Annotated in this window: 22 protein-coding genes, 2 tRNA genes and 1 other RNA gene; 14 read left to right on the top strand and 11 right to left on the bottom strand. The window is 69.5% G+C overall.

Translation table 11 applies throughout. The annotated features are described in order from the left end of the window. Positions 1-58: 58 nt before the first annotated feature. Positions 59-1,105 (bottom strand): hypothetical protein, encoded by a 1,047-nt coding sequence (locus tag OHS58_RS43715; RefSeq protein WP_326946448.1) that lies wholly within the window; start codon positions 1,103-1,105, stop codon positions 59-61. 230 nt (positions 1,106-1,335) lie between these two features. On the opposite strand from OHS58_RS43715, the gene OHS58_RS43720 reads away from it, so the two are divergent. Continuing rightward, the gene (locus OHS58_RS43720; RefSeq protein WP_326946449.1) at positions 1,336-1,845 is read left to right on the top strand and encodes a M48 metallopeptidase family protein; all 510 of its coding nucleotides are present in this window, start codon (positions 1,336-1,338) and stop codon (positions 1,843-1,845) included. A gap of 460 nt (positions 1,846-2,305) precedes the next feature. Here OHS58_RS43720 and OHS58_RS43725 read toward each other — a convergent pair whose 3' ends face one another. Continuing rightward, a complete protein-coding gene (locus OHS58_RS43725) occupies positions 2,306-3,676 on the bottom strand; it encodes a zinc-dependent metalloprotease (protein ID WP_326946450.1) in 1,371 nt (456 codons plus the stop codon). A gap of 101 nt (positions 3,677-3,777) precedes the next feature. On the opposite strand from OHS58_RS43725, the gene OHS58_RS43730 reads away from it, so the two are divergent. Beyond that, positions 3,778-4,884, top strand: a complete 1,107-nt coding sequence (locus tag OHS58_RS43730; protein WP_328646183.1) for a YlbL family protein — start codon at positions 3,778-3,780, stop codon at positions 4,882-4,884. 22 nt (positions 4,885-4,906) lie between these two features. Here the strand turns inward: OHS58_RS43730 and OHS58_RS43735 are convergent, their stop codons facing one another. Continuing rightward, positions 4,907-5,458 (bottom strand): PPA1309 family protein, encoded by a 552-nt coding sequence (locus OHS58_RS43735; RefSeq protein WP_326946452.1) that lies wholly within the window; start codon positions 5,456-5,458, stop codon positions 4,907-4,909. 152 nt (positions 5,459-5,610) lie between these two features. Between OHS58_RS43735 and OHS58_RS43740 the strand changes: the two genes are divergently transcribed. Together OHS58_RS43740 and OHS58_RS43745 are read left to right on the top strand one after the other, a co-directional pair. Continuing rightward, a complete protein-coding gene (locus OHS58_RS43740; RefSeq protein WP_326946453.1) occupies positions 5,611-8,610 on the top strand; it encodes a UPF0182 family protein in 3,000 nt (999 codons plus the stop codon). A gap of 66 nt (positions 8,611-8,676) precedes the next feature. Beyond that, positions 8,677-8,750, top strand: a tRNA-Met gene (locus OHS58_RS43745). Positions 8,751-8,882: 132 nt separating this feature from the next. Here the strand turns inward: OHS58_RS43745 and OHS58_RS43750 are convergent. Next, positions 8,883-10,304 carry an FAD-dependent monooxygenase gene (locus tag OHS58_RS43750; RefSeq protein ID WP_328646184.1) on the bottom strand — a complete coding sequence of 474 codons (1,422 nt, stop codon included), beginning with the start codon at positions 10,302-10,304 and terminating at the stop codon, positions 8,883-8,885. A 92-nt stretch (positions 10,305-10,396) separates the two neighbouring features. On the opposite strand from OHS58_RS43750, the gene OHS58_RS43755 reads away from it, so the two are divergent. The 8 genes from OHS58_RS43755 (at position 10,397) to OHS58_RS43790 (ending at position 16,353) form a co-directional block, all read left to right on the top strand. Continuing rightward, entirely contained in the window at positions 10,397-10,975 is a 579-nt protein-coding gene (locus OHS58_RS43755; RefSeq protein ID WP_328646185.1) for a TetR/AcrR family transcriptional regulator C-terminal domain-containing protein, read from the top strand. A 78-nt stretch (positions 10,976-11,053) separates the two neighbouring features. Continuing rightward, a tRNA-Met gene (locus tag OHS58_RS43760) sits at positions 11,054-11,130 on the top strand. Between the two features lie 380 nt (positions 11,131-11,510). Continuing rightward, positions 11,511-12,011 (top strand): PadR family transcriptional regulator, encoded by a 501-nt coding sequence (locus OHS58_RS43765; protein ID WP_247061271.1) that lies wholly within the window; start codon positions 11,511-11,513, stop codon positions 12,009-12,011. Between the two features lie 64 nt (positions 12,012-12,075). After that, entirely contained in the window at positions 12,076-13,179 is a 1,104-nt protein-coding gene (gene prfB, locus OHS58_RS43770) for a peptide chain release factor 2 (RefSeq protein WP_247061274.1), read from the top strand. 111 nt (positions 13,180-13,290) lie between these two features. Continuing rightward, positions 13,291-13,980 (top strand): cell division ATP-binding protein FtsE, encoded by a 690-nt coding sequence (gene ftsE / locus OHS58_RS43775; RefSeq protein WP_247061275.1) that lies wholly within the window; start codon positions 13,291-13,293, stop codon positions 13,978-13,980. Between the two features lie 45 nt (positions 13,981-14,025). Next, positions 14,026-14,919 (top strand): permease-like cell division protein FtsX, encoded by an 894-nt coding sequence (gene ftsX, locus OHS58_RS43780; protein ID WP_326946456.1) that lies wholly within the window; start codon positions 14,026-14,028, stop codon positions 14,917-14,919. Between the two features lie 58 nt (positions 14,920-14,977). Continuing rightward, on the top strand, positions 14,978-15,460 hold the full coding sequence (gene smpB, locus OHS58_RS43785; protein ID WP_247061279.1) for an SsrA-binding protein SmpB: 483 nt from the start codon (positions 14,978-14,980) through the stop codon (positions 15,458-15,460). Continuing rightward, the gene (locus tag OHS58_RS43790) at positions 15,457-16,353 is read left to right on the top strand and encodes an amidohydrolase family protein (RefSeq protein ID WP_247061281.1); all 897 of its coding nucleotides are present in this window, start codon (positions 15,457-15,459) and stop codon (positions 16,351-16,353) included. The genes smpB and OHS58_RS43790 overlap by 4 nt, the downstream gene beginning before the upstream one ends. Positions 16,354-16,415: 62 nt before the next feature. On the opposite strand, the gene OHS58_RS43795 is transcribed toward OHS58_RS43790, so the two are convergent. The 5 genes from OHS58_RS43795 to OHS58_RS43815 form a co-directional block, all read right to left on the bottom strand. After that, positions 16,416-17,750: an acyltransferase family protein gene (locus tag OHS58_RS43795; protein ID WP_326955747.1), complete on the bottom strand. Its 1,335-nt coding sequence runs from the start codon at positions 17,748-17,750 to the stop codon at positions 16,416-16,418. A 109-nt stretch (positions 17,751-17,859) separates the two neighbouring features. Further along, complete coding sequence (locus tag OHS58_RS43800; protein WP_247061285.1) at positions 17,860-18,093, bottom strand: hypothetical protein; 234 nt, start codon at positions 18,091-18,093, stop codon at positions 17,860-17,862. 119 nt (positions 18,094-18,212) lie between these two features. Further along, the gene (locus OHS58_RS43805; RefSeq protein WP_247061287.1) at positions 18,213-18,854 is read right to left on the bottom strand and encodes a response regulator transcription factor; all 642 of its coding nucleotides are present in this window, start codon (positions 18,852-18,854) and stop codon (positions 18,213-18,215) included. 39 nt (positions 18,855-18,893) lie between these two features. Continuing rightward, positions 18,894-20,027 carry a sensor histidine kinase gene (locus tag OHS58_RS43810; protein WP_247061289.1) on the bottom strand — a complete coding sequence of 378 codons (1,134 nt, stop codon included), beginning with the start codon at positions 20,025-20,027 and terminating at the stop codon, positions 18,894-18,896. Further along, entirely contained in the window at positions 20,024-20,698 is a 675-nt protein-coding gene (locus OHS58_RS43815) for a sensor domain-containing protein (RefSeq protein ID WP_328646186.1), read from the bottom strand. Before OHS58_RS43815 ends, OHS58_RS43810 begins: the two co-directional genes overlap by 4 nt. A 161-nt stretch (positions 20,699-20,859) precedes the next feature. On the opposite strand from OHS58_RS43815, the gene ssrA reads away from it, so the two are divergent. Further along, positions 20,860-21,227: a transfer-messenger RNA gene (ssrA, locus tag OHS58_RS43820) on the top strand. Positions 21,228-22,082: 855 nt separating this feature from the next. Continuing rightward, positions 22,083-22,304, top strand: coding sequence for a hypothetical protein (locus tag OHS58_RS43830; protein ID WP_247061315.1), 222 nt, complete (start codon positions 22,083-22,085; stop codon positions 22,302-22,304). 7 nt (positions 22,305-22,311) lie between these two features. Here the strand turns inward: OHS58_RS43830 and OHS58_RS43835 are convergent, their stop codons facing one another. Next, positions 22,312-23,604: a GGDEF domain-containing protein gene (locus tag OHS58_RS43835; protein ID WP_328649952.1), complete on the bottom strand. Its 1,293-nt coding sequence runs from the start codon at positions 23,602-23,604 to the stop codon at positions 22,312-22,314. An 85-nt stretch (positions 23,605-23,689) separates the two neighbouring features. Beyond that, positions 23,690-24,916, bottom strand: coding sequence for an MFS transporter (locus OHS58_RS43840; protein WP_328649953.1), 1,227 nt, complete (start codon positions 24,914-24,916; stop codon positions 23,690-23,692). Positions 24,917-24,961: the final 45 nt, after the last annotated feature.

Raw genomic sequence — 24,961 nt, forward strand, 5'->3', positions numbered from 1 at the left:
CGTCGATTCTGCCTTGCGCACGCGTCCGCGCGCAGCCTGCTCGCGGCGTCTTAGTGGCCTACGTCTCCTGTTGCGCCGCGGGTGGACCGCACCCGCACCTCGGGTGCGGCGGCCAGCCGCGGTGGCGGATGCGGCCGTCGAAGGCGTCGATCTCGAGGGTCGCGTTCCACGACGGCGGCGCCAGCTCGGCGGGGGAGAGCAGCCGCATGGACTGCGCGACGGCCAGCGACGCGCACGCCTGGACCGCGCCGAGGTCGGGCCGCTGGTGCCGCCCGGCGAGCTGGCCGGCGACGCGTGGCCAGCACGGGTCGAGATCGGTCCGGTGCAGGTCGGCGCAGCGCAGGCACGAACTTCGGCCCGGCACCACCAGCGGCCCGACGATGCCGGTCCCGTCGCGGACGCGGACCGCCAGGTGGGGCACGCCGTCGTCCATCAGCTCGGCGACGACCTCGGGCGCGGGCACGATGGCGTCGGTGAGCAGCACCAGGTCGGGGTAGCGGTCGTGGAGCCGCGTGACGCGCACCCGCGCGTCGATCCGGCGGATCAGGTCGGCGAGCGCGTGGCGCCGCGGCCGGCCCAGGTCCGCCTCGGTGAAGCCGGAGCCGAGGTCGTGCTCGGTCACCGCGCCGGGCAAACGCGGCTCGATGTGCCCGATCCCGGCGTTGGCCAGCAGGACCGCCACGGCGACCGCCACGCGGCCGTCACCCTGGACCGAGATCGCCGTCGCGCGCCGTCGGTCGGCCAGCGCGGCCTGGTGGTGACGTGCCCGTAGCGACCACAGGCCGATCTCGCCGCGGAGCACGGCGCTGTCGGGCGCGCCGGCCTCGGTGACCAGGCCGAGGGCGGTCAGCTGGAGCAGGAGCGTGCGCAGCTGATCACGGTGTTCGCTCTCGGCGAGCAGGATCCGCTCGACGGGCGCCCGGCCGTCGAGCAGCCGCAACCGCGTGACGAGGTTCGGGGGCAGGCCTTCGATGGCCACGCCGTGGCGCGGGTCGAGGCCGATCTGGATCTCGTCCGGGCCGCGTTCCAGCACGGTCAGGCCCGGGAGCAGGGCCGGAAAGGCGGGCAGCGGGACCGGTGGCATGTCCGCGGGGGAGAGCAGCATGTCCGCAGAATCGCATCCACCGGCGACCCTCGGACCTCGGAAGGACCCGGAACGGCCGAGTTGTCCACAAGTGGAGGTAGTTGTGGATAACTCGGGTCTGTGACCTTAAGAAGCTCGGAGTTGTCGGTGGGTGGCCTTACCGTTGTCGAGTGGTCGAAGCACGGATGCCCTCACTGAGGAGCCGAGGGGACGAGAACCCCTCGTCGGACACACCCGAACACAAGGTCGAAGTGCGGCGCAGCCAGCGCCGGCACCGGACGGTCACCGCGTACTGGAACGACGACACGCTCGTCGTGCTCATCCCGGCGCGGATGACGAGGGCGGAGGAGAAACACTGGGTCGCCGAGATGGAGCGCAAGCTGCAGCGCTCGGAACCACGTCGGCCGGCGTCCCCGAAGGCGTCGGACGAAGCCCTGCTGGCGCGCTGCGCGCAGCTGTCGGGCAAGTACCTGGGCGGCACCGCGGTGCCGGCGAGCGTCCGCTGGGTGCCGCCGATGCGCACGCGGTGGGCGTCCTGCACGCCGGTCGACGCGACCATCCGGGTCAGCGACCGGCTGCGGAAGGTCCCGCCGTGGGTCCTGGACTACGTCCTGGTGCACGAGCTGGCGCACCTGCGCGAGCCCGGGCACGACGCGGCGTTCTGGGCGTTGGTGCAGCGGTACCCGAAAGCGGAGCGCGCGATGGGGTACCTGGAAGGACTGTCGGCGGCCGCCGGGTGGGGGATCTCCACCGAGGACTGACCGCGTGACGGTTTCGGACGGAACCGGGGTGATCCGCAGGTGCGGGTCACCCCGGTTGACGTTGGGGGCGTGGCGGCGGTCGGGTTGGCGAACTCGAGGCTTGGAGGGGTCGGTTTCCCTGCTCGGACGTTCGGCCGGCGTGCCTGGGCGGTGGGTTCGCGTACCTGAGGGGTCGACTCGCGTACTTGGGCGGACGACTCGCGTAACCTGGAGGGTCGGCTCGTGCACTCGGAGGGTCGGCTCGCGTGCTTAGGGGGGGGTCGACTCGCGTGACTGGGAGGTCGACTCGCGTGATTGGAGGGTCGACACGTGTGACTGGGAGGTCGACTCGTGTGATTGGAGGGTCGGCTCGCGTGATTGGGGGGTCGACACGGGTGATTTGGGGCGACGCGATGGGGCGTGAGGCTGGATGCAGAACCGGGCGCCTCGCTGGTGCGGGGCGCCCGGTCTGGTGTGAAGCTCAGCTTTTGTCGTCTGGGGTGTCGGTGTCGGTGTCTGTGGACGGGGGCTCGGCCTTTTCTCGCTCTTCGCGCTCCGTGCGCTCCAGCTCGGCCATCGGGTCCAGGTCGTCCGCTGTGCCGCTCTGGCCGACTCGGGCCGAGAAGTCCAGGGGCTCGTCGAGGTCCTCGGCCGTCGGCATCAGGTCCGGGTGGGACCACAGGGCGTCGCGCTTCTCGATGCCGTGCTGCTCACCCACCATGTTCCACAGCGTCGACGCCGCTCGCATGCGGCGGGGGCGCAGCTCCAAGCCCACCAGGGTGGCGAACGTCTGCTCGGCCGGACCACCGGTCGCGCGGCGGCGGCGCAGGGTCTCGCGCAGGGCGTCCGCGCCCGGCAGCCGATCACCGACGGCCTCGGCCACGACCACGTCGACCCAGCCCTCGACCAGGGCGAGCAACGTCTCCAGGCGGTTCAGCGCGCCCTTCTGCTCCTCCGTCGTCTGCGGCTCCAGCAGCCCGGACGACATGGCCTCTTCGATGCTCGCCGGGTTCGACGGGTCGATCTGGCCGGCCAGGGACTCCAGCGCCGACGTGTCGACCGAGATCCCGTGGGCGAACTCCTCGACCGTCGCCAGCAGCCGCTGGCGCAGCCACGGCACGTGCGTGAAGAGCCGCTGGTGGGCCGCCTCGCGGGCGGCCAGGAAGACGAGGATCTCGCTGTTCGGCAGCTCCAGGCCTTCGGCGAACTTCTCGATGTTCGCCGGCAGCAGCGCCGATGTCCCCGGAGGTGCCAGCGGGAGGCCGATCTCGGAGGACGTCAGCATCTCCGACGCGAGCTGCGCCAGCGCGTTGCCGAGCTGGGAGCCGAAGGCCATCCCGCCCATCTGCCCCATCATCTGCATCAACGGGCCGGCGGCCTGCTTGGCCTCCTCGGGCAGCGCCTCCATCCAGGCGCCCGAGATCCGCTGGGCGACCGGGTCGCAGAGCCGCTGCCACGTGGGGAGCGTCTTCTCCACCCAGGTGCGCGGCGACCAGGCGACCGTCGACGTCGCGCCCGCGGGCAGGAACGTCGCCGGGTCGAGCCACATCTCCGCGAGGTGGGCCGCGTCACGCACGGCGGCGTTCGAGTCGTCACTGCCGGAGAAACCGAGCCGGCTCTCGCCGGTGTTGCCGGCGCTGCCCAGGTTCTGCAGGGCGATCTGCTTGGCGAGATCGTAGTTCACCGGCCCGCTGGAAGTACCGGCCTGACTGAGCATCTGGCCCAGTTGGCTCAGCATCTGACCGAGCTGGTTGAAGGCCTCGGCGCCGGACTGCTGCCCGCCCTCCGAGGGGTCGTTCTCACCTCGTTTGTCGGGATCGGAAGGTCCGAAGCCGAACGGGGGTTTGCTCATGGGTCCACCGTACGCGGGTCGGGCGCCCCGAAGCGCGTCAACCGGACCCATGTGCGTGGCCTTCACCGAGAAGCGAACACGGTCACCGTACGCTGTCGGGCGTGACCAAGTCCTCCGAGGAGACCGCCCCCGCGACGACCCCGCCGGAAACGCCGCCGGAGCGGACCGGAGAGGCCCGCCGGATGACCCGCCGGGGCTGGACGCTCGTGGTCAGCGGCTCGCTGTTCCTGGTGTTCGTGGTGCTCGGTTCGGTCGTGCCGGTGCCGTTCGTGGCGATCAGCCCGGGCCCGACCTACGACACGCTCGGTCGCGACGCGGCGGGCAACCCGGTCATCCAGGTCGCCGGTCACGACACCTTCCAGACCACCGGCGAGCTGCGGATGACGACCGTCTCCCTGCACGACGGCGTGACCCTGTTCCAGGGCCTCGGCTTCTGGGCGAGCGGCCGGTACGCGCTGGCGCCGCGCGAGGAGTACTTCAAGCCGGGCGAGACCAACGAGCAGGTCAAGCAGGAGAACATCCAGCAGCTGCAGGACTCGCAGACCAACGCCCAGGTCGCCGCGCTGCGCAAGCTCGGCTACCCGGTCAAGGTGCTGGCGAAGGAGATCGTCTCCGGCAGCCCCGCGGACCACGTGCTGGCCCCCGGCGACAAGCTGATCACCGTCAACAACAAGAAGATCGTCGAGGCCGCGGACGTGCGGGCCGCGCTGGCCGGCACCCTGCCCGGCCAGACCGTCCAGATCACCTTCCAGTCCGACGGCCAGCCGGAGCGGACGGTGCCGCTCACCCTCGCCTCGCGCCCCGACCGCAAGGAGGGCTTCATCGGCCTCACCGCGGTCGACCGGGCCGACGCGCCGTTCAACGTGACGATCTCGCTGCAGGACGTCGGCGGCCCGTCGGCCGGGCTGATGTTCACCCTGGCGATCATCGACCGGCTCCGGCCCGGCGACCTGGCGGCCGGGCGGCACATCGCCGGCACCGGCGAGATCACCGAGACGGGTGAGGTCGACCCGATCGGCGGGATCTCCTTCAAGGTCGTCGGCGCCCGGGAGGCGGGGGCCACCGACTTCCTCGTGCCCGAGCACAACTGCGCCGAAGCGAAGACGACCGCGCCGTCCGGGCTGAACCTCATCAAGGTGTCCACACTGGACGACGCGCTCGCCCAGCTGGCCAACCTCAAGGCGGGACGGCCGACCGCGTCGTGCTGAGCGGCCGGGCACCCAGCGGCCGTCAGGGCATCAGTGTCGCCTTCAGCGCTTCGATCAGATTCGGGGCCAGGTCCGGGCTTTCGACGATCTCGTCGACGGACTCGTCGCCGTCTTCGGCCGTGCCGATCCCGCGCAGGCGCATGACGCACGAGCGCGCGCCCTCGCGCAGCACCGCGGCCACCAGCCGGGCTTCGGTCCGCTGGGGGTGGTCGGCGGCGGCGCGGCGCAGGCTGTCCGCGTCCGCCTCGGCGACGTCGGGCAGCTCCGACTCCGAGCCCGGCGGCAGCACGATGATCTCCTGCGCCAGCGCGCACCCGATGACCAGGTCGGGCCAGGCGATCCGGCCCAGCGCCTCGGCGAGGTCGCCCTCGGGCAGGGCCTCCTGCGCCACCGGCGTCAGCGGGTTGGCCCGGTCCAGCTGCCCGGCCAGCTCCGGCTGCTCGTCGAGCAGGGCCGCCGTCGGCACCAGCGCGAACAGCTGGGGCGGCTGGTCCCAGCCGGCCGCGGCCATGAACTCCTCGATCTCACGGGCGAGTGCGGCGACACCGGGGACGGCCGGGTGCGGTTCGTTCATGCGCACATGGTGGCAGGCGCCCCCGCGCGACGCGGTCGCGAGTCCGGTTTGGGCGGGTCCCGGGAACTTCCTGCGGCATCCGTAGAGTTAGGTCATCAGGAGGCGCACGCGTCTCCGTGTAACAAGCATTCACGAAGACAGGAGCGTGCACCGTGGCGACTCGGCCCCCGGTGAGCCTGCCGAAGCTGTCCCGGCGCAGCCGGATCCTCCTCATCATCGCCGCGGTGATCGTGCTCGCGCTGTTGCTGGGGGCCCGCCTGCTGGACACGTACGTCGACTGGCTGTGGTTCGGCGAGGTCGGCGCGCGATCGGTGTTCACCACCCAGGTGGTCACTCGCGTCGTGCTCTTCTTCGCCGTCGGGTTGCTCGTCGGCGGGGCCCTCGCGATCAGCCTGATGATCGCCTACCGCTCCCGGCCGGTGTTCGTGCCGATCTCCGGCGCCGACGACCCGCTGGCGCGCTACCGCTCCGCGATCGTCGCCCGGATCCGCCTCTTCGGCATCGGCATCCCGGTGCTCACCGGCCTCATCGCCGGGCTGTCGGCCCAAAGCGACTGGCAGGTGGTGCAGCTGTTCCTCAACGGCACCTCGTTCGGCCAGACCGACCCCGAGTTCGGCAACGACATCGGCTTCTACGCCTTCGACCTGCCGTTCTTCAACTGGCTGCTCGGCTGGCTGTTCATCACCGTCGTCATCTCCTTCTTCGGCGCGCTGATCTCGCACTACGTCTTCGGCGGCATCCGCCTCGCCGGCAAGGGCGGCCAGCTCGCCGGCCCGACCCGCGCGCAGCTCGCCATCACGGTCGGCCTCTTCGTGCTGCTGAAGGCGGCGGAGTACTTCGTCGACCGGTACAACCTGCTGTTATCCGACCGGGGCGCGCCGCTGTTCATCGGCGCCACCTACACCGACCTGAACGCGGTCCTGCCCGCGAAGCTGATCCTGCTGTGCATCTCGGTGATCTGCGCGATCGCGTTCTTCGCCGGTGCGTTCCTGCGCAACCTGCAGCTGCCGGCCATCGCCCTCGTCCTGCTGATCCTGTCGAGCATCCTGGTCGGCGTCGCCTGGCCGGCCATCCTCGACCAGTTCTCGGTGAAGCCGAACGCAAACGAGAAGGAAGCGACGTCCATCCAGCGCAACATGGACGCCACCCGCAAGGCGTTCGGCCTGACCGACGTCCAGTACCAGCAGTACTCGGGCAAGTCCGACGCGACCGCGAGCGAGGTCAAGTCCGACACCGGCACGATGTCGAACATCCGGCTGCTCGACCCGAACGTCCTCTCCGACACCTTCACCCAGCGCGTCGGCCGCGAGAACTTCTACGGCTTCCCGGCCAAGCTCGACATCGACCGCTACACCGTCGGCGGCACCACGCAGGACTACATCGTCGCGGCGAAGGAGATCAAGACCGAGGGCCTGACCGGCAACCAGACCAGCTGGATCAACAAGCACCTCGTCTACACCCACGGCAACGGCTTCGTCGCCGCGCCGGCCAACACGATCGACCGCGCGGTCAAGGACGCCAACTCCGACGGCGGCTACCCGATCGCCACCACCAGCGACACCCAGAACCCGACCGGCGCCGGCGCCAACGGGAGCGCCCCCGGCATCGAGGTCAAGGAACCCCGGATCTACTACGGCGAGCTGTCCGCCGCGGACTCCGACTACGCCATCGTCGGCGGCACCTCGGGCAACGCGCCCGGCGAGTACGACACCGCCACCGACCGCTACACGTACAAGGGCACCGGCGGCGTCTCGATCGACAACTGGTTCAACCGCCTGGCCTTCGCCGCCGAGTACGGCGAACGGAACATCCTGTTCTCCGACGCCATCGGCGACAACTCGAAGATCATGTACAACCGCGACCCGCGCGACCGCGTCAGCAAGGTCGCGCCGTGGCTGACCCTCGACGGCGACCCGTACCCGGCGGTCGTCGACGGCAAGATCCAGTGGATCATCGACGGCTACACCACCATCAACAACTTCCCGTACTCGCAGCAGACGCAGCTCGGCGCGGCCACCAACGACTCCCTCAACGGCGTCGCCCGTCAGGGCAACAGCTCCATCAACTACATCCGGAACTCGGTCAAGGCCACGGTCGACGCCTTCAACGGCACCGTGAACCTGTATTCGATCGACGACAAGGAACCGGTCCTCAACGCCTGGGAGAAGGTCTTCCCCGGACTCGTGAAGCCCAGCTCCGCGATCTCCGAGGACCTGCGGGCCCACTTCCGCTACCCCGAAGACCTCTTCAAGATCCAGCGCGAGCTCCTGTCCCGCTACCACGTGAGCAACCCGCAGGAGTTCTACTCCCAGCAGGCCTTCTGGAGCGTCCCGCAGGACCCGACCGCGGAAGGCGGCGCCAACCCCGCCGCGGCCGGCGCCGCCAACCAGCCCGGGTACTACGTCCTCGCGGACACCCCGGGCCAGACCCAGCCGACCTTCCAGCTGACCAGCTCGCTCACCGGCCTCCAACGCCAGTACCTCGCGTCCTGGATGTCGGTGTCCTCCGACCCGGTCGACTACGGCAAGATCCGCGTCCTCCAGCTACCCAGCGCGGCCACCGGAGCCACCCAGGTCGACGGCCCGGTCCAGGTCCAGAACCGGTTCCAGAGCGATCCACGCGTCGCGCAAGACCGGACCCTGTTCAACAACCCCAACGTCATCCCGATCTACGGCAACCTGATCACGCTCCCGGTCGCCGAAGGGTTCCTCTACGTCGAACCCGTCTACATCCGGCAGCGCAACCAGAACAGCTATCCACAGCTGGCCCGCGTCCTCGTCTCGTACGGACCCAAGGTCGGCTACGGCGCGACCCTCCAGGAAGCCCTCGACCAGGTCTTCGGCACCGGCACCGGAGCGGCCACCACCACGCCGCCCCAGTCCGGCCAGCCGACGACCACGCCGACCACGCCGACGACCACACCGCCCAACACCGGCGGCGGCAACGCGGCCCTCGACAGGGCCGCCGCCGACATCGAGTCGGCCATCGTCAAACTCCAAGCCGCCCAGAAATCCGGCAACTTCGCCGACCAAGGCGCGGCACTGGCCGCCCTCGACGCGGCCGCGAAGGCCTACCAGTCGGCCAAGGCACAACCGGCCACCACACCCAGCGCGACACCCAGCACCACACCCACCAGCCAGCCCGGCGGGTGAGGTCGACGTCCTAAGTGACCCTGCTTTGCGCCCGCCCGAAACCAGGGCGTAAAGTAGGGAACACGACGCGGGGTGGAGCAGCTCGGTAGCTCGCTGGGCTCATAACCCAGAGGTCGCAGGTTCAAATCCTGTCCCCGCTACGGATGTGGGAGGCCTGTGTCGACGGAGAACGTCGACCGGGCCTCCTTCGCATTTCCCCTGGGGGTCGAACCCCCAGACCCCCGCCAGGGGGGCTTCGCCGCCCCTGGACCCCCCTTCGGGTGGTCAGGCTGTCAGGTCAGCCACGGCTCTGTTTCTCCCGTTGTGTTTGCTACGTAGCCGTCTGGGCGGATCAGGGCCCTTGTTACGTCTGGCCAAGGGAGTTTGTCCACTGCGGCCACTTTGACGTCTGAGTGGGGGCTTTCTGTTTCGGTTGTTGTCAGTAGGACGAACTTTCCCTTGTGGAACCAGTCGCTTGCGTTGCCTGTCTTGGTTTTGAAGTCTGGTAGGCGGGTTCCTGTTGCCGGGTGGGCGTTCTGGGGGGCTTTGTAGGTGATGCTCAGGCCTGATATCAGGCCTGACAAGTAATGTTGGGCTTGGGGGAGTTCGGACATTGCTCGGAAGAGCTTTCGTAGCGCCAGAAGTTCTGGGGTTGAGGGGATCAGGGCTGACTGGGCCGCTACGTTTTGTACTACCGCCTCTGCTACTGGGCGGCGTTCTTGTTCGTAGGTGTCCAGTAGGTCTTTGTGGCCCGTGCCTTTTAGTTGTGCTGCCAGTTTCCAGCCCAGGTTCATGGCGTCCTGGATGCCCAGGTTGAGGCCCTGGCCTCCTGCTGGGAAGTGCGTGTGGGCTGCGTCGCCTGCCAGTAGTACTCGGCCTACCCGGTACCTTGCGGCCAGTCTCGAGTCGTCTCCGAAGCGGGATGCCCAGCGGATCTCTTCGACCTTCGTCTCCGCGCCGTACGTCTTGGTGATCACGTCGCGGACTTCTTCGTCCGTTACCTCCGCTCGGAGGTTCGCCGGGCGGTTCAGGCGGTCTCCGTAGGCCAGGCGGTACAGGTTCGGTTCTGACAGCGGGATCAGGCCCGTGTACTTGCCGATGCCGTCCGTGGTGACGATGTTGCGCATCGACCGCCACTCGCTCTGGGCTCCCGGTGGGGTGGCCGCGAACCGGACGTCCGCCACCACTCCGTGGCCGCGGCCGTCGATCCCTTCGAACGGTAGGTTCAGCGCTTTGCGGACCGCGCTTCGGCCGCCGTCGCAGCCCACCAGGTAGGACGCTCGGATTCTCGTCGTGGTGGTGGTGACCGTGACGGCCTCTTCGTCCTGGGTGAACTCCTTCAGCTCCTGGCCTCTGAGGACCTTCACGCCCTGCTCGGCCAGCCGCTCCTCCAGGGCCGCCTCCACTTGGGCCTGGGGGATGCCCAGCTGGTACGGGTGGCGCGTGTCCCAGCCGGCGTAGCTCACCGGGATCATCGCGAAGTGGCCTTCGCCCACCGTCGCGAACGACCGCCGCTCCGCCCGGCCCAGCAGGCCGCGCAGGTCCAGCACCTCCGCGGTGCGCGGCTGGAGGTTCAGGGCCTTCGACAGCCCCGTCCGCTCCGCCAGGCGCTCCAGCACCACGACGTCCACTCCGGCCAGTGCCAGCTCGTTCGCCAGCATCAGCCCGGTCGGCCCCGCCCCGGCGACGACCACCGCCGCCGTCAGCTCGTCCATGAGATCCCCTTAACAACGTTAAATTGACGTGCCCCGAGGATGCCCTTAACATCGTTAAGCTGTCAAGTTCGGACGCTGAGGAGATCGTGGACATGGCCCTGACCAGGCGGGACATCGCCCGTGCCGGGCTCAGGCTGCTCAACGAGGTCGGCCTGAACGGCCTCACGCTGCGGCTCATCGCCACCGAGCTCGGCGTCAAGGCGCCGGCGCTCTACTGGCACCTGAAGAACAAGCAGGAGCTGCTCGACGAGATGGCGACGCAGATGTACGCCGACGCCGAACGGGAGCCGCCGGAGCCGCTGGGGGAGTGGGAGACCGTCGCCTACCGCGCCCGGGCGGCGCGCCGGATGATGCTGGCCTACCGCGACGGCGGGAAGGTCTTCGCCGGGACCTACCTCGGCGACCTGAGCCTGGTCGGCGAGCACGCGTTCCGCCGGAGCATCGACGCCGGGCTGGACGCGCGGCGGGCGGACCAGGTGCTCTTCACCGTCTACAGCTTCGTCGTCGGGTTCACCATCGAAGAGCAGGCCGTCTACCCGACGCCCGGCCAGCTGGACGAGCGCTACCGGGGCGCGCCCGGCGGCTCGGTGCTCACCGACGTCGACGCGCGGTTCGAGGACGGCCTGGAGATCGTCCTCGGCGGCGCTCGCGGCTGGCTCGGGCTGGCATAACGCCTGGTCAGCGAGTTTTGGGACCCCCCTGTGAACGCCTTGAACGCACCGTGTAATCTTTCTCAAGTACCACAACGGCGCGGGGTGGAGCAGCTCGGTAGCTCGCTGGGCTCATAACCCAGAGGTCGCAGGTTCAAATCCTGTCCCCGCTACCACCAGGAGGCGCGTTCTCGGGAAACCGGGAACGCGCCTCTTTTTGTCATGTTCGTACGACTTTCGCCGCCGACTTTTCCGTGAAACTGTCGAATCGCTACGAATTCCGCCAGCCGGGCTCTCGTTCCCGATGGTTGCGGTGCGTGTCCACTGTGGGCCAAGCGGGGACGGCCGCCCGGCGAACTCACCTGCCTGGTGGTTGTCACCACCGTCCGGATGCGGCTGGTCGGACCAATGCGTGGTCACCGTGGTAGCGCTGCGTGTCCGGGGTCCACTGTGGACCAGAGCGGATTGGGCCGAACGAGGGGATCTCACTAGCCACAATGGACAGATCCGCTGACCACTGTGGACACAGGCGACGATAAGTGGGAATGTAGAGGGCGTGTCCGAATTGAATGCAACAGCCGCCGCCCTGCTCGGTCTGCTCCACGACGGTCCCGCCACCGGCGGGCAGCTCGTCGCGGGCGCCGGTGAGCGCTTCGGTGCCTTCTTCAGCGTCACCCGCAGCCAGGTGTACCGGGAGCTCCCGGCGCTGTCCAAGGAAGGTCTCGTCCGGCTCGGCAAGCAGGGCCCGCGCTCCAGTCAGCAGTACCTGATCACCGCCGCCGGCAAGAAGGCCTTCAAGACCTGGCTGACGTCCGAGGCCGGTCCCGACCACCTGCGCAGCCCGCTGATCCTGCGGCTCGTGCACGCCGGTTCGTTGACGGCCAAGCAGCGCGGGTCGCTGCTCGAGTCGGCGCGCACCAGCTACGGCCAGCAGCTCGACGACGCGAAGACGGCCACGAAGTCGGCCGAAGGGCCCTACGAAAAGGCCGTCGCCGAGTTCGCTCAGGCTCAGGCCAAGGCCGCCCTGAAGCTGCTCGACGCCATCCCGTCGGCCTGAGGTTGACCCCGCCCACGACCGGTGCTCGCGACCGGTCGTGGGTTTTGCCGTAACCTCGACAAACGTGAGTGATGAGTTCGACGCGGCATTGAAGGACCTGACCGGCAAGCTGACGCAGATCGAGTCGGTGATGGACCTCGACGCGTTGCGCGCGCAGGTGGCCGACCTGGAGCAGCAGGCTTCGAGCCCCAACCTCTGGGACGACCCCGAAGCGGCGCAGAAGGTGACCAGCCAGCTCTCCCACCGGCAGAGCGAGCTGCGGCGGGTCAACGACCTGCGCCAGCGGCTCGACGACCTGGGCGTGCTGTACGAGCTCGCCGGCGACGAGGGTGACGCCGGCAGCATGGGCGAGGCCGAGGGCGAGCTGACCGAGCTGGGCAAGGCCATCGACGGCCTCGAGGTCCGCACCCTGCTCTCCGGCGAGTACGACGACCGCAACGCCGTCGTCACCATCCGCTCCGAGGCCGGCGGCGTCGACGCCGCGGACTTCGCCGAGATGCTGCTCCGGATGTACATGCGCTGGGCCGAGCGCCACGGCTACCCGACCAACGTCTACGACATCTCCTACGCCGAAGAGGCGGGCATCAAGTCGGCGACGTTCACGGTGACCGCCCCCTACGTCTACGGCACCCTCTCGGTCGAGCAGGGCACCCACCGGCTCGTCCGGATCTCGCCGTTCGACAACCAGGGCCGCCGCCAGACGTCGTTCGCGCACGTCGAGGTGCTGCCCGAGGTCGAAGAGGTCGACCACGTCGACATCGCGGAGAAGGACATCCGCGTCGACGTCTACCGCTCGTCCGGCCCCGGCGGCCAGAGCGTCAACACGACCGACTCCGCGGTGCGCATCACGCACCTGCCGACCGGCATCGTCGTCTCCTGCCAGAACGAGAAGTCGCAGCTGCAGAACAAGGCCGCTGCGCTCAAGGTCCTCCAGGCCCGGCTGATGCTGCGCAAGAAGGAAGAAGAGCGCGCCGAGATGGACGCGCTCAAGGACGGCGGCTCCAGCTGGGGCAACCAGATGCGCTCCTACGTGCTGCACCCGTACCAGATGGTCAAGGACCTGCGGACCGAGTTCGAGGTCGGCAACCCGTCCGCGGTGCTCGACGGCGAGATCGACGGGTTCCTCGACGCCGGCATCCGCTGGCGGAAGCAGTCCGCGGCCGTTTAACGGTGCAAGGGGTGTTCGCGTGACCGCTCACCGTGCGCAAACGCCCCTTGCTCCACCCGGGTGGCCCGGGCAACCGGGGCTTCACGAGACCGGTGGGTAGTATGCCGAATCGTGATCCGGCTCGAAGAGGTTTCCAAGGTCTACAAGACCTCGACGCGGCCCGCGCTCGAGCGGGTGTCCGTCGACATCGAAAAGGGTGAGTTCGTCTTCCTGATCGGTCCCTCGGGATCGGGGAAGTCGACCTTCCTCCGGCTGCTGCTGCGCGAAGAGACGCCGAGCAAGGGTCGCGTGGTGGTGTCCAACTTCGACGTCGCCAAGCTGGCCCGCCGCCGGGTTCCCCGCCTGCGGCAGACCATCGGCTGCGTGTTCCAGGACTTCCGCCTGCTGGCCAACAAGACCGTCGCCGAGAACGTCGCGTTCGCCCTCGAGGTCATCGGCAAGCCCGGCCCGACCATCAAGAAGGTCGTCCCCGAGGTGCTGGAGCTCGTCGGCCTCGACGGCAAGGCGGACCGGCTGCCCAACGAGCTCTCCGGTGGTGAGCAACAGCGCGTGGCGATCGCTCGCGCGTTCGTGAACCGGCCGCTGGTGCTGCTCGCCGACGAACCGACCGGGAACCTGGACCCCGACACCAGCCAGGACATCATGCTGCTGCTGGAGCGGATCAACCGCACCGGCACGACCGTCCTGATGGCGACCCACGACCACGGCATCGTCGACTCCATGCGCCGCCGCGTCGTCGAGCTGCAGCTCGGCCGGGTGGTCCGCGACGACGCCCGCGGCGTCTACGGCATCGGCCGCTGACCGCCCACCCCCGCACGCCCCCGACCCCAAGGACCTGCACCCGACATGCGCGCCAGTTTCGTCTTCAGTGAGGTAATCACCGGCCTGCGCCGGAACATCACGATGACCATCGCGATGATGCTGACCACGGCCGTGTCGCTCGCCATGCTCGGCGGCGGCCTGCTGGCCGTGCGGACGATCGACAAGATGAAGTCCAACTTCCTCGCCGACGTCGAGGTTTCGGTCTACCTCACCGACGACATCAGCGCGAACGACAAGAACTGCACCCAGTCGCTGTGCGAGTCGCTGCGCTCGGACCTGCAGGGCAACGACGGCGTCGAGTCGGTCGTGTTCGAGAACCGCGACCAGGCCTACGACCGGTTCAGGAAGATCTTCGAGAGCCAGCCCGAGCTGGTCGCCCTCACCGGCCCCGCTTCGCTGCCCGCTTCGCTGCACGTGAAGCTGAAGGACCCGGACCGCAGCGAGTCGATCGTGCAGGCCTACAGCACCAAACCGGGCGTGCGGAAGGTCGACGACCAGAAGAAGTTCCTCGACCGCGTGTTCAACGCCTTCAACGGCGTCCGGAACATGGCCTTCGGCGCGGCGCTCATCATGGCCATCGCCGCCCTGCTGCTGATCGCCAACACGATCCAGGTGTCCGCGTTCACGCGGCGCACGGAGGTCGGCATCATGCGGCTCGTCGGCGCGACGCGGTGGTACACGCAGCTGCCGTTCCTCCTGGAGGCGGTGGTCGCCGGCGCGGTCGGCGCGATCCTCGGGATCATCATGCTGATCATCACCAAGGCCGGCTTCCTGGACTCGGTGTTCACCGGCGACGTGTTCCCGAAGATCACCATGCTGGAACTGCTGTTCCCGGTCGCGCCGATCCTGCTCGGGGTGTCCGTGCTGATCTCCGCTCTCACCGGTTACGTGACGCTGCGCCTGTACGTCCGGCACTAGCGCGTCCGTCCGAAAAAGGCAGCTGCTTGTTGCCCAGGTCATCACGTAGAGTGGTCGTATGCCCAAGGAACTTGGCCAGAAGGTGATCGTGTCGAACCGCAAGGCTCGGCACGATTACTCCATCCTCGACACCTACGAGTGCGGTCTCGTGCTCGTCGGGACCGAGGTCAAGAGCCTGCGCGAGGGCAAGGCGTCGCTGGCCGACGCGTTCGCGACCGTCGACGACGGCGAGGTCTGGCTGCGCAACGTGCACATCCCGGAGTACACGCAGGGCACGTGGACCAACCACACGCCGCGACGCACCCGGAAGCTGCTGCTGCACCGCCGCGAGATCGAGAAGCTCATCGGCAAGACCAAGGAGAGCGGGCTCTCGCTGGTGCCGCTGTCGATGTACTTCAAGGACGGCAAGGTCAAGGTCGAGATCGCCCTCGCGAAGGGCAAGAAGGCCTACGACAAGCGGCAAACACTCGCCAAGCGCGACGCGGAACGGGACATCAGCAAGGCCATGGGCCGCGCGCTGAAGGGCCGGTTCACGGAGTGACGGCCGGGCCCGCCGACGACGCCGACGTCGCCCGCTGGACGGCGTCGCTCGGCCTGCCGGGCCTGGTCGACCTGCACGTCCACTTCCTGCCGAAACCGGTGATGGACAAGGTCTGGGCGTACTTCGACCGGGCCACGACGCACTACGGCACCGAGTGGCCGGTGCACTACCGCACCGACGAGCAGGACCGGATCGCCACCCTGAAGACGCTGGGGGTCCAGCGGTTCGCGCCGCTGGTCTACCCGCACAAGCCGGGGATGGCGCAGTGGCTGACGGAGTGGGCGCTCGAGTTCGCGTCGCGGGTGCCGGACGCGGTGCCGACCGGCACGTTCTACCCGGAGCCGGGCGCGGGGTCCGCTGTGGACGGTGCGCTGCGGGCGGGTGCGCAGGTGTTCAAGGCGCACGTCCAGGTCGGCGCGTACGACCCGCGTGACGAGCACCTGACGCCGGTGTGGGGCGCGCTGGCCGACGCGGGCGTGCCGGTGGTCGTCCACTGTGGACACGGTCCGTTGCGTGGCGACTTCACCGGGTTGCAGGTCTTCGAAGAGGTCTTGGCCCGGCACCCGCGGCTGACGGCGGTGCTCGCGCACGCGGCGATGCCGGAGTTCGGCGCCGCGTTCGAGCTGCTCGCCAAGTACCCGCGGGTGCACCTGGACACCACGATGGTCGGCGTGCCGTTCGCCCAGGCGATGTCGCCGCTGCCGGCGGACTGGACGTCGCGGCTGGCGGACGTCGCCGACCGCGTGGTGCTGGGCACCGACTTCCCGAACATCCCGTACTCCTACGCGACCCAGCTGCAGGCGATCGCCGGCTGGGCGGCCGACGATCGCCTGGGGGAGCCGTTCCTGCGGGCCGTCCTCCACGACACCCCGCTGCGCCTGCTCAACGCCTGAAAGCCGTGAAGGCCTCCTTCCCGGCCATAAGAGCCGGTAAGGAGGCCTTCACGGCTTTGGCCTCAGCGCCTGATGGTCGCCTGTTCGCTGACGGCGACCGCGCGGCCCAGCAGGCGGGTGCCCAGGTCTGTCGCCGGGATGTGCTTGCCCGCCAAGAGGAAGCCGGCCGTCGCGAGCAGCACCCACGGCACCGGGCCGTGCACGATGCCGTCCGACAGCGGCGCGAAACCGTGGGCGGCGAGGCCGAGCAGGCCACCCGACACCATCAGCCCGGCGACGATCAGCTGCGGCAGCTTCGCCGTCACCGCGACCGTGTCGCGCTGGGTCTCGAAGTGGGCGAACAGCCGCAGCAGGCCCAGCAGCACCATGCCGCACACCGCGAACCACGCGGGCGCCATGACCAGCCAGAGCACCGTGCCCGGCGCCGGGGTTTCGTAGCCGAGGCCGTACACCGTCACGCCCGCCACCACGATCAGCGCCGGCATGTGCCAAAGGTAGACGGTCATGAACCGCGCACCGAGCCAGCTGAGCGCGGTGCCGACGCCCGGCCGCTCGGCGAGCGCGTTGAGCTGCGGGCGGAAGGCGAGCAGCAGGCCGATCTGGCCGACGGCGAGGAACGCGAGCAGCACGGTCGGCGGGCTCATGTTCGACACCGGCGCACCCGGCATGCCGATCATGCTGGCCGGGTACGGGCCGAACGCGACCATCAGCGCGGTGACGCCGAAGCCGGCGGCGGACAGCGTCAGCGCGCCGCGGCGGGTCAGCGAACCGAGCCGGCCTTCGACGTAGTGGAAGCCGAGCTGGTGCACCGCGACCCAGACGAAGATCGCGTTGGCGTAACCGATGTAGCCGAGGTCGTTGAAGCGCGCGACGTCGACGAGCACGCCCGCCACCGCCATCACCAGCGGCACCTTGAGGCCCCAGCGGCGGTGCGCGGCGACCATCACCGGCGTGAGCAGCACGACCAGGACGTACACCGCGAGGAACCACAGCAGCTGCGCGGCGATCGCGCTGGCGACCTGCAACGGCTGCGGCGGGATGCCCAGGCCGCGCAGGAAGTCCGGCACGACCAGCCAGACGGCCAGCAGTGGCAGCACCGGCACCATCAGGCGCCGGATCCGCGCGGCGAGCCACTGGCGCGGGGAGTCCGCGCGGCGCAGCGAGATGAGGTTGGCGGCGCCCCCGGCGAAGAAGACCAGCGGCATCACCTGCGACAGCCAGGTGACGACCCACCAGCCCGGCGTCGCCAGCGCGTTGCCGGTGGCGAGCTGCCCGCCGGAGTAGGAGAGCACCGGCATGACCCAGTGCTGGGCGATGACGGCGAGGATGGCCCCCGCCCGGACGACGTCGAGAAACCTGTCCCGGCCGCCTCGTGCGACCCCCTGGCTTGTCTGCATGCAGTAGAGCTTGGCCGCTTCGACCTGCTGGAACAGCGGTGCTGACCGCCCTCTTCGGGGTCCTGTTCACCCCCAGCCGGAGCGGGGGTTGTCCCTACCGCCGGACGGCTCAGGACTCCCGGATGCCGTCGGGTTCGGCCTCACTGCGCGACGACGCGGCGACCCGGTACTCCCAGCCGTCCTCGGTGAGGCCGAGCTCGTAGCGCGTCTCGATCTTCGGGCCGTCGTGGAGGTGGATGTGCTTGATGACGGCGCCGGGCACGGGCTCGGTTTCCCCGAGCTCCTGGACCCGGCCGTCGAGCGGACCGCCGAAGAAGCGGACGCAGCGGGTTTCGTCGGACATCCGCGCACTCCTCTCGTCGGCGGGTCCGCTCATGGTAGGTGAGGGGACTCGAGGACGCCGCCGTCAGAACGGGTGACCCAGCGTCCACCTTACGGGACTTTTGGTCACTGAACGTCCACTCAACGGCCGAGATAGGTGAGGACAGCACGAACGCGACGGTGTTCCTCCGCGCTCGCCTCCAGACCGAGTTTCGAGAAGATGTTGCCGATGTGCTTCTCCACCGCGCCGTGCGAGACCACGAGCGAGTTCGCGATCGCCGTGTTCGACAGGCCCTGGGCCATCAGACCGAGCACCTCGGACTCGCGCGCGGTCAGGGCGTCCAGCGGGTTGCGGCGGCCGCGGGCCATCAGCTGGGCGATGACGTCCGGGTCGATCGCCGTGCCGCCGTTCGCCACCCGGCGGACCGCGTCCAGGAAGTCCGCGACGTCCGCCACGCGCTCCTTCAGCAGGTAGCCGACGCCGCCGGCGCCGCCCGAGAGCAGCTCGACCGCGTACGACTCCTCGACGTACTGCGAGAGCACCAGCACCGGGAGGCCCGGCACCTCCTTGCGGGCCGCGAGGGCGGCGCGCAGGCCCTCGTCGGTGAACGTCGGAGGCATCCGGACGTCGACTATCGCCAGGTCAGGACGGTGTTCCAGGACCGCGCCCAGCAGCTCGTCCCCGTTGTCGACGGCCGCCACCGTCTCGATGCCCTCGTCGGCGAGCAGGCGGGTGACCCCGGCCCGCAGCAGCACGGCGTCCTCGGCGATCACTACCCGCATCCGGCCCCCAGGTTCTCCGATGATCGGGGCCCAGCCTATTCACCATTCACAGGGGAGGTCAGCCCGGATCACGGTCGGCCCGCCGACCGGGCTGACGACGGTGATCACGCCGTCGATCGTCGCGGCGCGGTCGGCCAGACCGGCCAAGCCGCCGCCGGGCCGCATCTCGGCGCCGCCGTGGCCGTTGTCGGTGATCTCGACGACGACGTGCGCGTCGTCGCGCCACACCTTCACCTCGGCCTCCTTCGCGCCGGAGTGCTTCGCGATGTTCGTCAGCGTCTCGCCGACGATGAAGTACGCCGTCGTCTCCACCGCCGCCGGCGGCCGCGGCTCCACGTTCACCGTGACGTCCACCGGGATCGGCGACTTCGCCGCCTGCGCCGACAGCGCCGCGTCCAGGCCGCGGTCGCCCAGCACCGCCGGGTAGATCCCGCGGGCCAGGTCACGCAGCTCCGACACCGCGAGCTTCGCGTCCGCGTGCGCCTCGTCGATCAGCTCGCGGACGCCTTCAGGATCGTGGTCGAACTTCGACTTCGCGCGGCCCAGGCTCATCGCGACGGCCACCAGCCGCTGCTGCGCGCCGTCGTGCAGGTCACGCTCGATGCGGCGGCGCTCCGCCTCGGCCGCGTCGACACCCCGGGCCCGTGAAGCCTGCAGCCGCTCGGCCTTCTGCTCCAGCCGCTTCGTGCGGTTCGGGCCCAGCAACGCGATCGCCAGCTCCCCGTGCAGCCAGCCCAGCCACGGCGTCACCCAGATCGCCATCGGCAGCAGCACGATCGACGCGATGGCGATCGCGAACTCCACGCACGCCAGCGGGAACGCCGCCATCAGGTACGCCAGGTCCCGCCACGTCGTCGGGTCGCTCAGCCGGATCAGCCACCGCCGCAGCACCGGCTCGCCGTCGTAGGCCCGCCGCTCCACCGGCGGCAACGGCACCCGCAGCATCCGCCCGGCCCAGCCGCGCTCCCGATCCGCCGACCAGCGGATGAAGCTCGTCGTCGCCAGCAGGATCGGGAACCCGACCCACACCACCGCCGTGCCGACCCCCACCGAGATCCCCGTGACGATCAGCACGAACTGCAGGAGCCGGAAGACGAAGCTCAGGAGCATGTACCCGATCGTGCGAGCCGGGTGCGGCCGCGGGTGCTCGAGCTGGCGTTGCTCCGGCGTCATCCCGCCACCAGGTGCTTCTCTTCGGCTTCTTCCCACCAGCGCTCCATCCGACGGCGCTGGGCCACGGTCGGGCCGAGCAGCGCGTTCGCGAGCCGGGCGTGCGTCCCCGCCAGCGCCTTCGTCAGCGCCACGGACAGCGCGATGAACAGCACCCCCAGCGCTGCCCACGGTAGCGCCTCCACCGTCGAGTCCACGGTCAGCCACCGCAGGTCGTCCGACGGGAAGTAGTACGCCCCACCCGGCAGCCACCGGAAGTAGATCGGCAGCCCCGCCAGCGCCAGGCTCGTCGACCAGAACGCCGTCACCAGCGTGAACTCGATCAGCCCGAGCGGGAACAACACGAAGAAGTACAGCAGGTCCCGCCACGTCGACAGATCCTTCAGCCGCGCCTTCCAGCGCAGGCTCTGCTTCCCCGCCGGCAACGGCAGGTACGGCAGATCGATGTACCGGTCCAGCAACGCGTAGACCCGCGCCCGCTCCATCCGCGCCGCGCCCCGCACCCCCAGCACCAGCAACGCCAGCAGCGGAACTCCTACCCACACGACGACCGTCGCCAGCCCGGCCGCCGTCAACGACGTCAAGACCGTGAACGCCGCCACCCCCAACGGCAGGTTCATCAGCAGGAAAACCACCGAACCGCCGAACGGCGGATCCCGCCTCTCGCTAGCCATGACCTGGCTCCCTTCAGTCCCACGATGCCCCCAAGCATCGTTCGCCGGGCCGCCGGCCGACATGGTGCGCGCGGGCATCCCGCCGGTAGGGCTGGCCCTACCCCGCCCTGGACTAAAGGGCTGGCGCCACGCGTTATGCTGTACGGGTTGTGTCCCATCAAGGGGGTGAACGGTTTCGACTTTGGACGTTGAGCCAGGAGAAGCGTGCCGGTGCAGGCGAGAGACCACCGTAAGCGTCATCGCAATCGAATAAGCGCCGATTCCAATCAGCGCGAGTACGCCCTCGCCGCCTGAGCGAGTGCGTCTCTGTCGGCCCGGGTGTGCCTCCGACCCGGGTACCGGCATCAGCTAGGAGGCTCAGCGGCAGTCCCGGCCACGGGGACCTGCCGTGAAGCAAACAGTGGCTGGGCCCGTCACTTCAGCTTGTTCGCGTGATTGAAGGGGCCGAGTAGAGACGAAGCGGACTGCGCACGGAGAAGTCCTGTCGATACGCCAGAGGACCCGGGTTCAATTCCCGGCACCTCCACCTTCGAGAAGGCCCTCGCTCCTTCGGAGCTTGGGCCTTCTCTTCGGTTTCGTCCATTGTCTCTGGGGGTCGGACCCCCAGACCCCCGCCATGGGGCTCCGCCCCCTGGACCCCCCTGGGGCTGCCGCCCCTTGCCCCTGCCGCCGCGGCTGGCCCGGGTGTGTTGGTGCGCCTGTCTGGTGGTCCCAGGAGTCTTGGACGTTCCGTCTGGCTGTGCTGGGAGTCTTGGAGCTCCCGTCTGGCTTCGCTGGGGGTCTTGGACGTCCCGTCTGGCTTCGCTGGAGGTCTTGGAGCTCCCGTCTGGCTTCGCTGGGAGGCCTGGAACACCTGTCTAGCTGCGCTGGGAGTCTTGGAACACCTATCTGGCTGCGTCGGGAATCTTGGAGTGCTTGGCCTGCTGCGCTGGGTCTTGGAATGCCCGTTTGGCAGTCGTAGACGAACACCCGCTGGTCGAGGCCGATGCCCTCGGCTTCGTACATCGTCTCGGACATGTCGTCGGTGAGGCTGCGTCGGCGGTCTTGGAGCACCCGTCGGCTGCGCCAGGGGTCTTGGAGCATCGGCCTGGCTCGGCTGCTTGGTGTGCTTTCTGGCGTGCTTGGCGTGTAGTGAGCTGTCTTGTCGTCGGCGGTGGTTGCGCTGGGTGTGTGGGTGTTTGCCTGTGGTTCTGGTGGGGGTGTGAGGGGCCGTTCTTGTGGGTGTGTCGGGGCTCAGGTTGTCGTGTTGGAGCGTTTACTGTGGGTGCTGTGGGGGACCTCCTTGTGGGTGATTTCACTCGGGGTGTCATGCTGTAGGTCGACGAAGGTTGTGGGTTCCGGTCGAGTCTCGGCCGGGGATGCCCGTGCCGGAAGTAGGTGCCAGATGACCTGGGCCCGATCCAATGGCAGCTCCACCGCCAACGACGAAGACAGCCGGATGGGTGTTATCCGGGCTGAGGAAGCCGAACGGCTTGCCGAGCAGAACGACAAAGCCGTCATCACCGTTGCCGGGCACTCCTCGGACGTCACCGAGTGTGCCGAACTGCTCGCCATGTTGGGGCTTGATGCCTCTTCCGGGCGGCGCCGATTCGTCCGCGCCTCATAACTTCCCGCTAGACCAGGTCCGCTACGTGGACCACCTTGTTCCTGCCCGTGGCTTTCGCGTGGTAGAGAGCGGTGTCCGCGGCGTCCAGGAGTCGTTGTAACGCCGTTCCCGCTGTGGGGTACGCGGCTATGCCTATCGATACCGACAGGCCCGTCACCCGCAGCTTGCCCACCGGGACTGTCAGTGCGCTGATCGCGCGGCGGATTCGCTCGGCCACCGCGCTGATGTCCGGGTGGGCTATCCCGGGCAGCAGCACGACGAACTCCTCGCCGCCGAAGCGGCCCACCGCGTCGCCGCGGCCTCGCACCGCCGCGATGATCGCTTCGGCCACCGCTTTGAGCACCGCGTCACCGGCCAGGTGGCCGTACGTGTCGTTGACCTGCTTGAAGTGGTCCAGGTCCAGCATCAACAGGCCGAACGTGCCGCGCTGGCGGGCCGCGCCGGCCAGCGTGCGCTCGGCCTGGGCGTGCCAGCCGCTCGTGTTGTACAGGCCCGTCTTGTCGTCCCGGTGGGCCGCCACCTCCAGCTGTCTCACCAGGACGGTGCGGTGCAGCAACAGCAGCGGGGGCAGGACCAGGACCACCAGGCCCGGCAGCATCGCGACCACCACCGCGTTCAACGCGCCCAGGCACAGCGTGGCCACCTCCAGGCCGTTGTCGGCCCACGTGCCGAACAAGGCCTCCGGGGTCCGGCCGATCTCCCGGCGCGCCGGGAGCACCAGCAGCGCGTTGACCACGAAGAACGTCACGCCTGCCGCGGCCACGGCGAAGGTGCCCGGCCACGGGTGGCTCATCGCCGAGCGGACGTCGTCGAGGCCGGCCAGGCGGAGCACGCCTTGTGCCGCGTAGCAGGACAGCAGGATGATCGCGGCGTTGCTTATCGTCCGGGACGCCGGGACGCGCTGCAGGCGGTACCAGCTGCGCAGCGCCAGGTGCAGGTACAAGCCGCCGACCAGCACCGCGAGCAGCAGCGGCGGCAACAGCAGCACTCCGGCGAACGTCCAGACCGACGTCATGTTGATGTGCGGCGTGCCCGAGACGCGGCGGCGGATGCGCTCGACCCGGCGGCCCGTCTCCGACTGCAGGACGCCGAGCGCCAGCAGGACCCCGAGGATCGCCAGCGTGCGGCGATCGACTTCGACGGGCGACGGCTTCAGCGTCAGCACCACCGCCAGTACCTCGCTGACCAGGCAGTACGTGACTACGCGTGGGCCTTGCCGCCACAGCGCCCAGCGCCGTGGCGAGACGAAGACGTCACGAAAGCGTGGCACAACGCGCGATGCTCCACCGCCGCTCCGCATACTCATGGTGTCCGCCCGGTAACGCAGGCGGTACGGGTCGAGCCGGCGAAAGGAGGCGCGCCATGTGCGGTCGCGACAACTGATGTCATCGCTCTCCCTCCGAGTCCAGCAGTCTGACCCGGCGCCACGCTCGCGCGATCGGCACGGCCACGGCGGCCCCCGCCGCGCCGGCCACCGCGATGGTGTGCGCCGGGCTCAGCACGTCGGCCAGCACACCGGCGGCCGCCGCGCCCACCCCTTGCACGGTGATCAGGCCCGCGGAGTTCACACCGGCGCACTGCGCGCGGTGCTCGTCCGGCACCCGCCGCATGAACGAGACCGTGCCCTGGATGTTGTAGCCGGTCGCCAGTAGCCCGGACGCGGCCAGCAGCACCACCGCCGGCACGAGCCCCGGCCGGACGACGAACACGATCAGCGGCAGCCCGGCCGCGATCCCCAGCCAGCCGAGCACGCGGACCTGCGTCGCTTCCGGGATCCACTTGCCGAAGACGAACCCGCCGAGCACGCTGCCCGCCGGGTCCGCGGCCATGATCAGCCCGACGAGCGTCGCGCCCGCGCCGATGCCCGCCGCGTACGGCGCGGCCAGCGCCTCCGGGACGATGTAGAAGCCGGCCAGCCAGTTGAGCGCGACCAGCGTCCGCAGCGCCGGATCGTGCCAGATCAGCCGGGCGCCGGCCGTCGTCGACGCCAGCCAGGCGCGGCCACCGGACGTCGTCGTCGCGGCCACGGCCGGCCGCCGTCGCACGCCGGAGGCCAGCAGCGCGGCCGACAGCAGGAACGTCACGGCGTCCAGGGCCAGGGCGGCCGTCGGGGCGAGAGCCGCGATCAGCAGCCCGCCGCCGGCGAACCCGGCCAGCTGGGCGCCCTGGATCGTGACGTTCCGCAGGGCCATCCCGACGAGGTAGCGCTCGCCTTCGAGGACCGACGGCAGCAGCGCCTGCTGCGCCGCCTTGAACGGCCCGCCGAGCGCGGTCATCACCGCGACCAGCACGCACAGCACCCACAGCGGAACGCCGGGGATCGCGATGACGGCGACCAGCGCGGCCCGCGCCAGGTCGGACACGATCATCACGTCGCGACGCGGCCACCGGTCGCCCGCGCCGGCCAGCAGCACCCCGCCGAGCAGCGACGGGACGTAGGTGAGCGCGTAGGTCAGGCCGGTCAGCGCGGCCGAGTCGGTCCGCTGGAACACCAGCACGGCGAGCGCGACGCGGGCGAGCTGGTCACCGCAGATGGACAGCAGCTCGGCGGCCCACATCGCCCGGAACTCGGCGACGGCCAGGACCGCGCCGAAGCCCACCCGGGTCACCATCGGTGCCCCGGCTGCCACGATGCCACGCCGTCGTCCATCGCCGGT

The organism is Amycolatopsis sp. NBC_00348 (assembly GCF_036114655.1).
In the GTDB taxonomy this organism is placed as follows: Bacteria; Actinomycetota; Actinomycetes; order Mycobacteriales; family Pseudonocardiaceae; genus Amycolatopsis.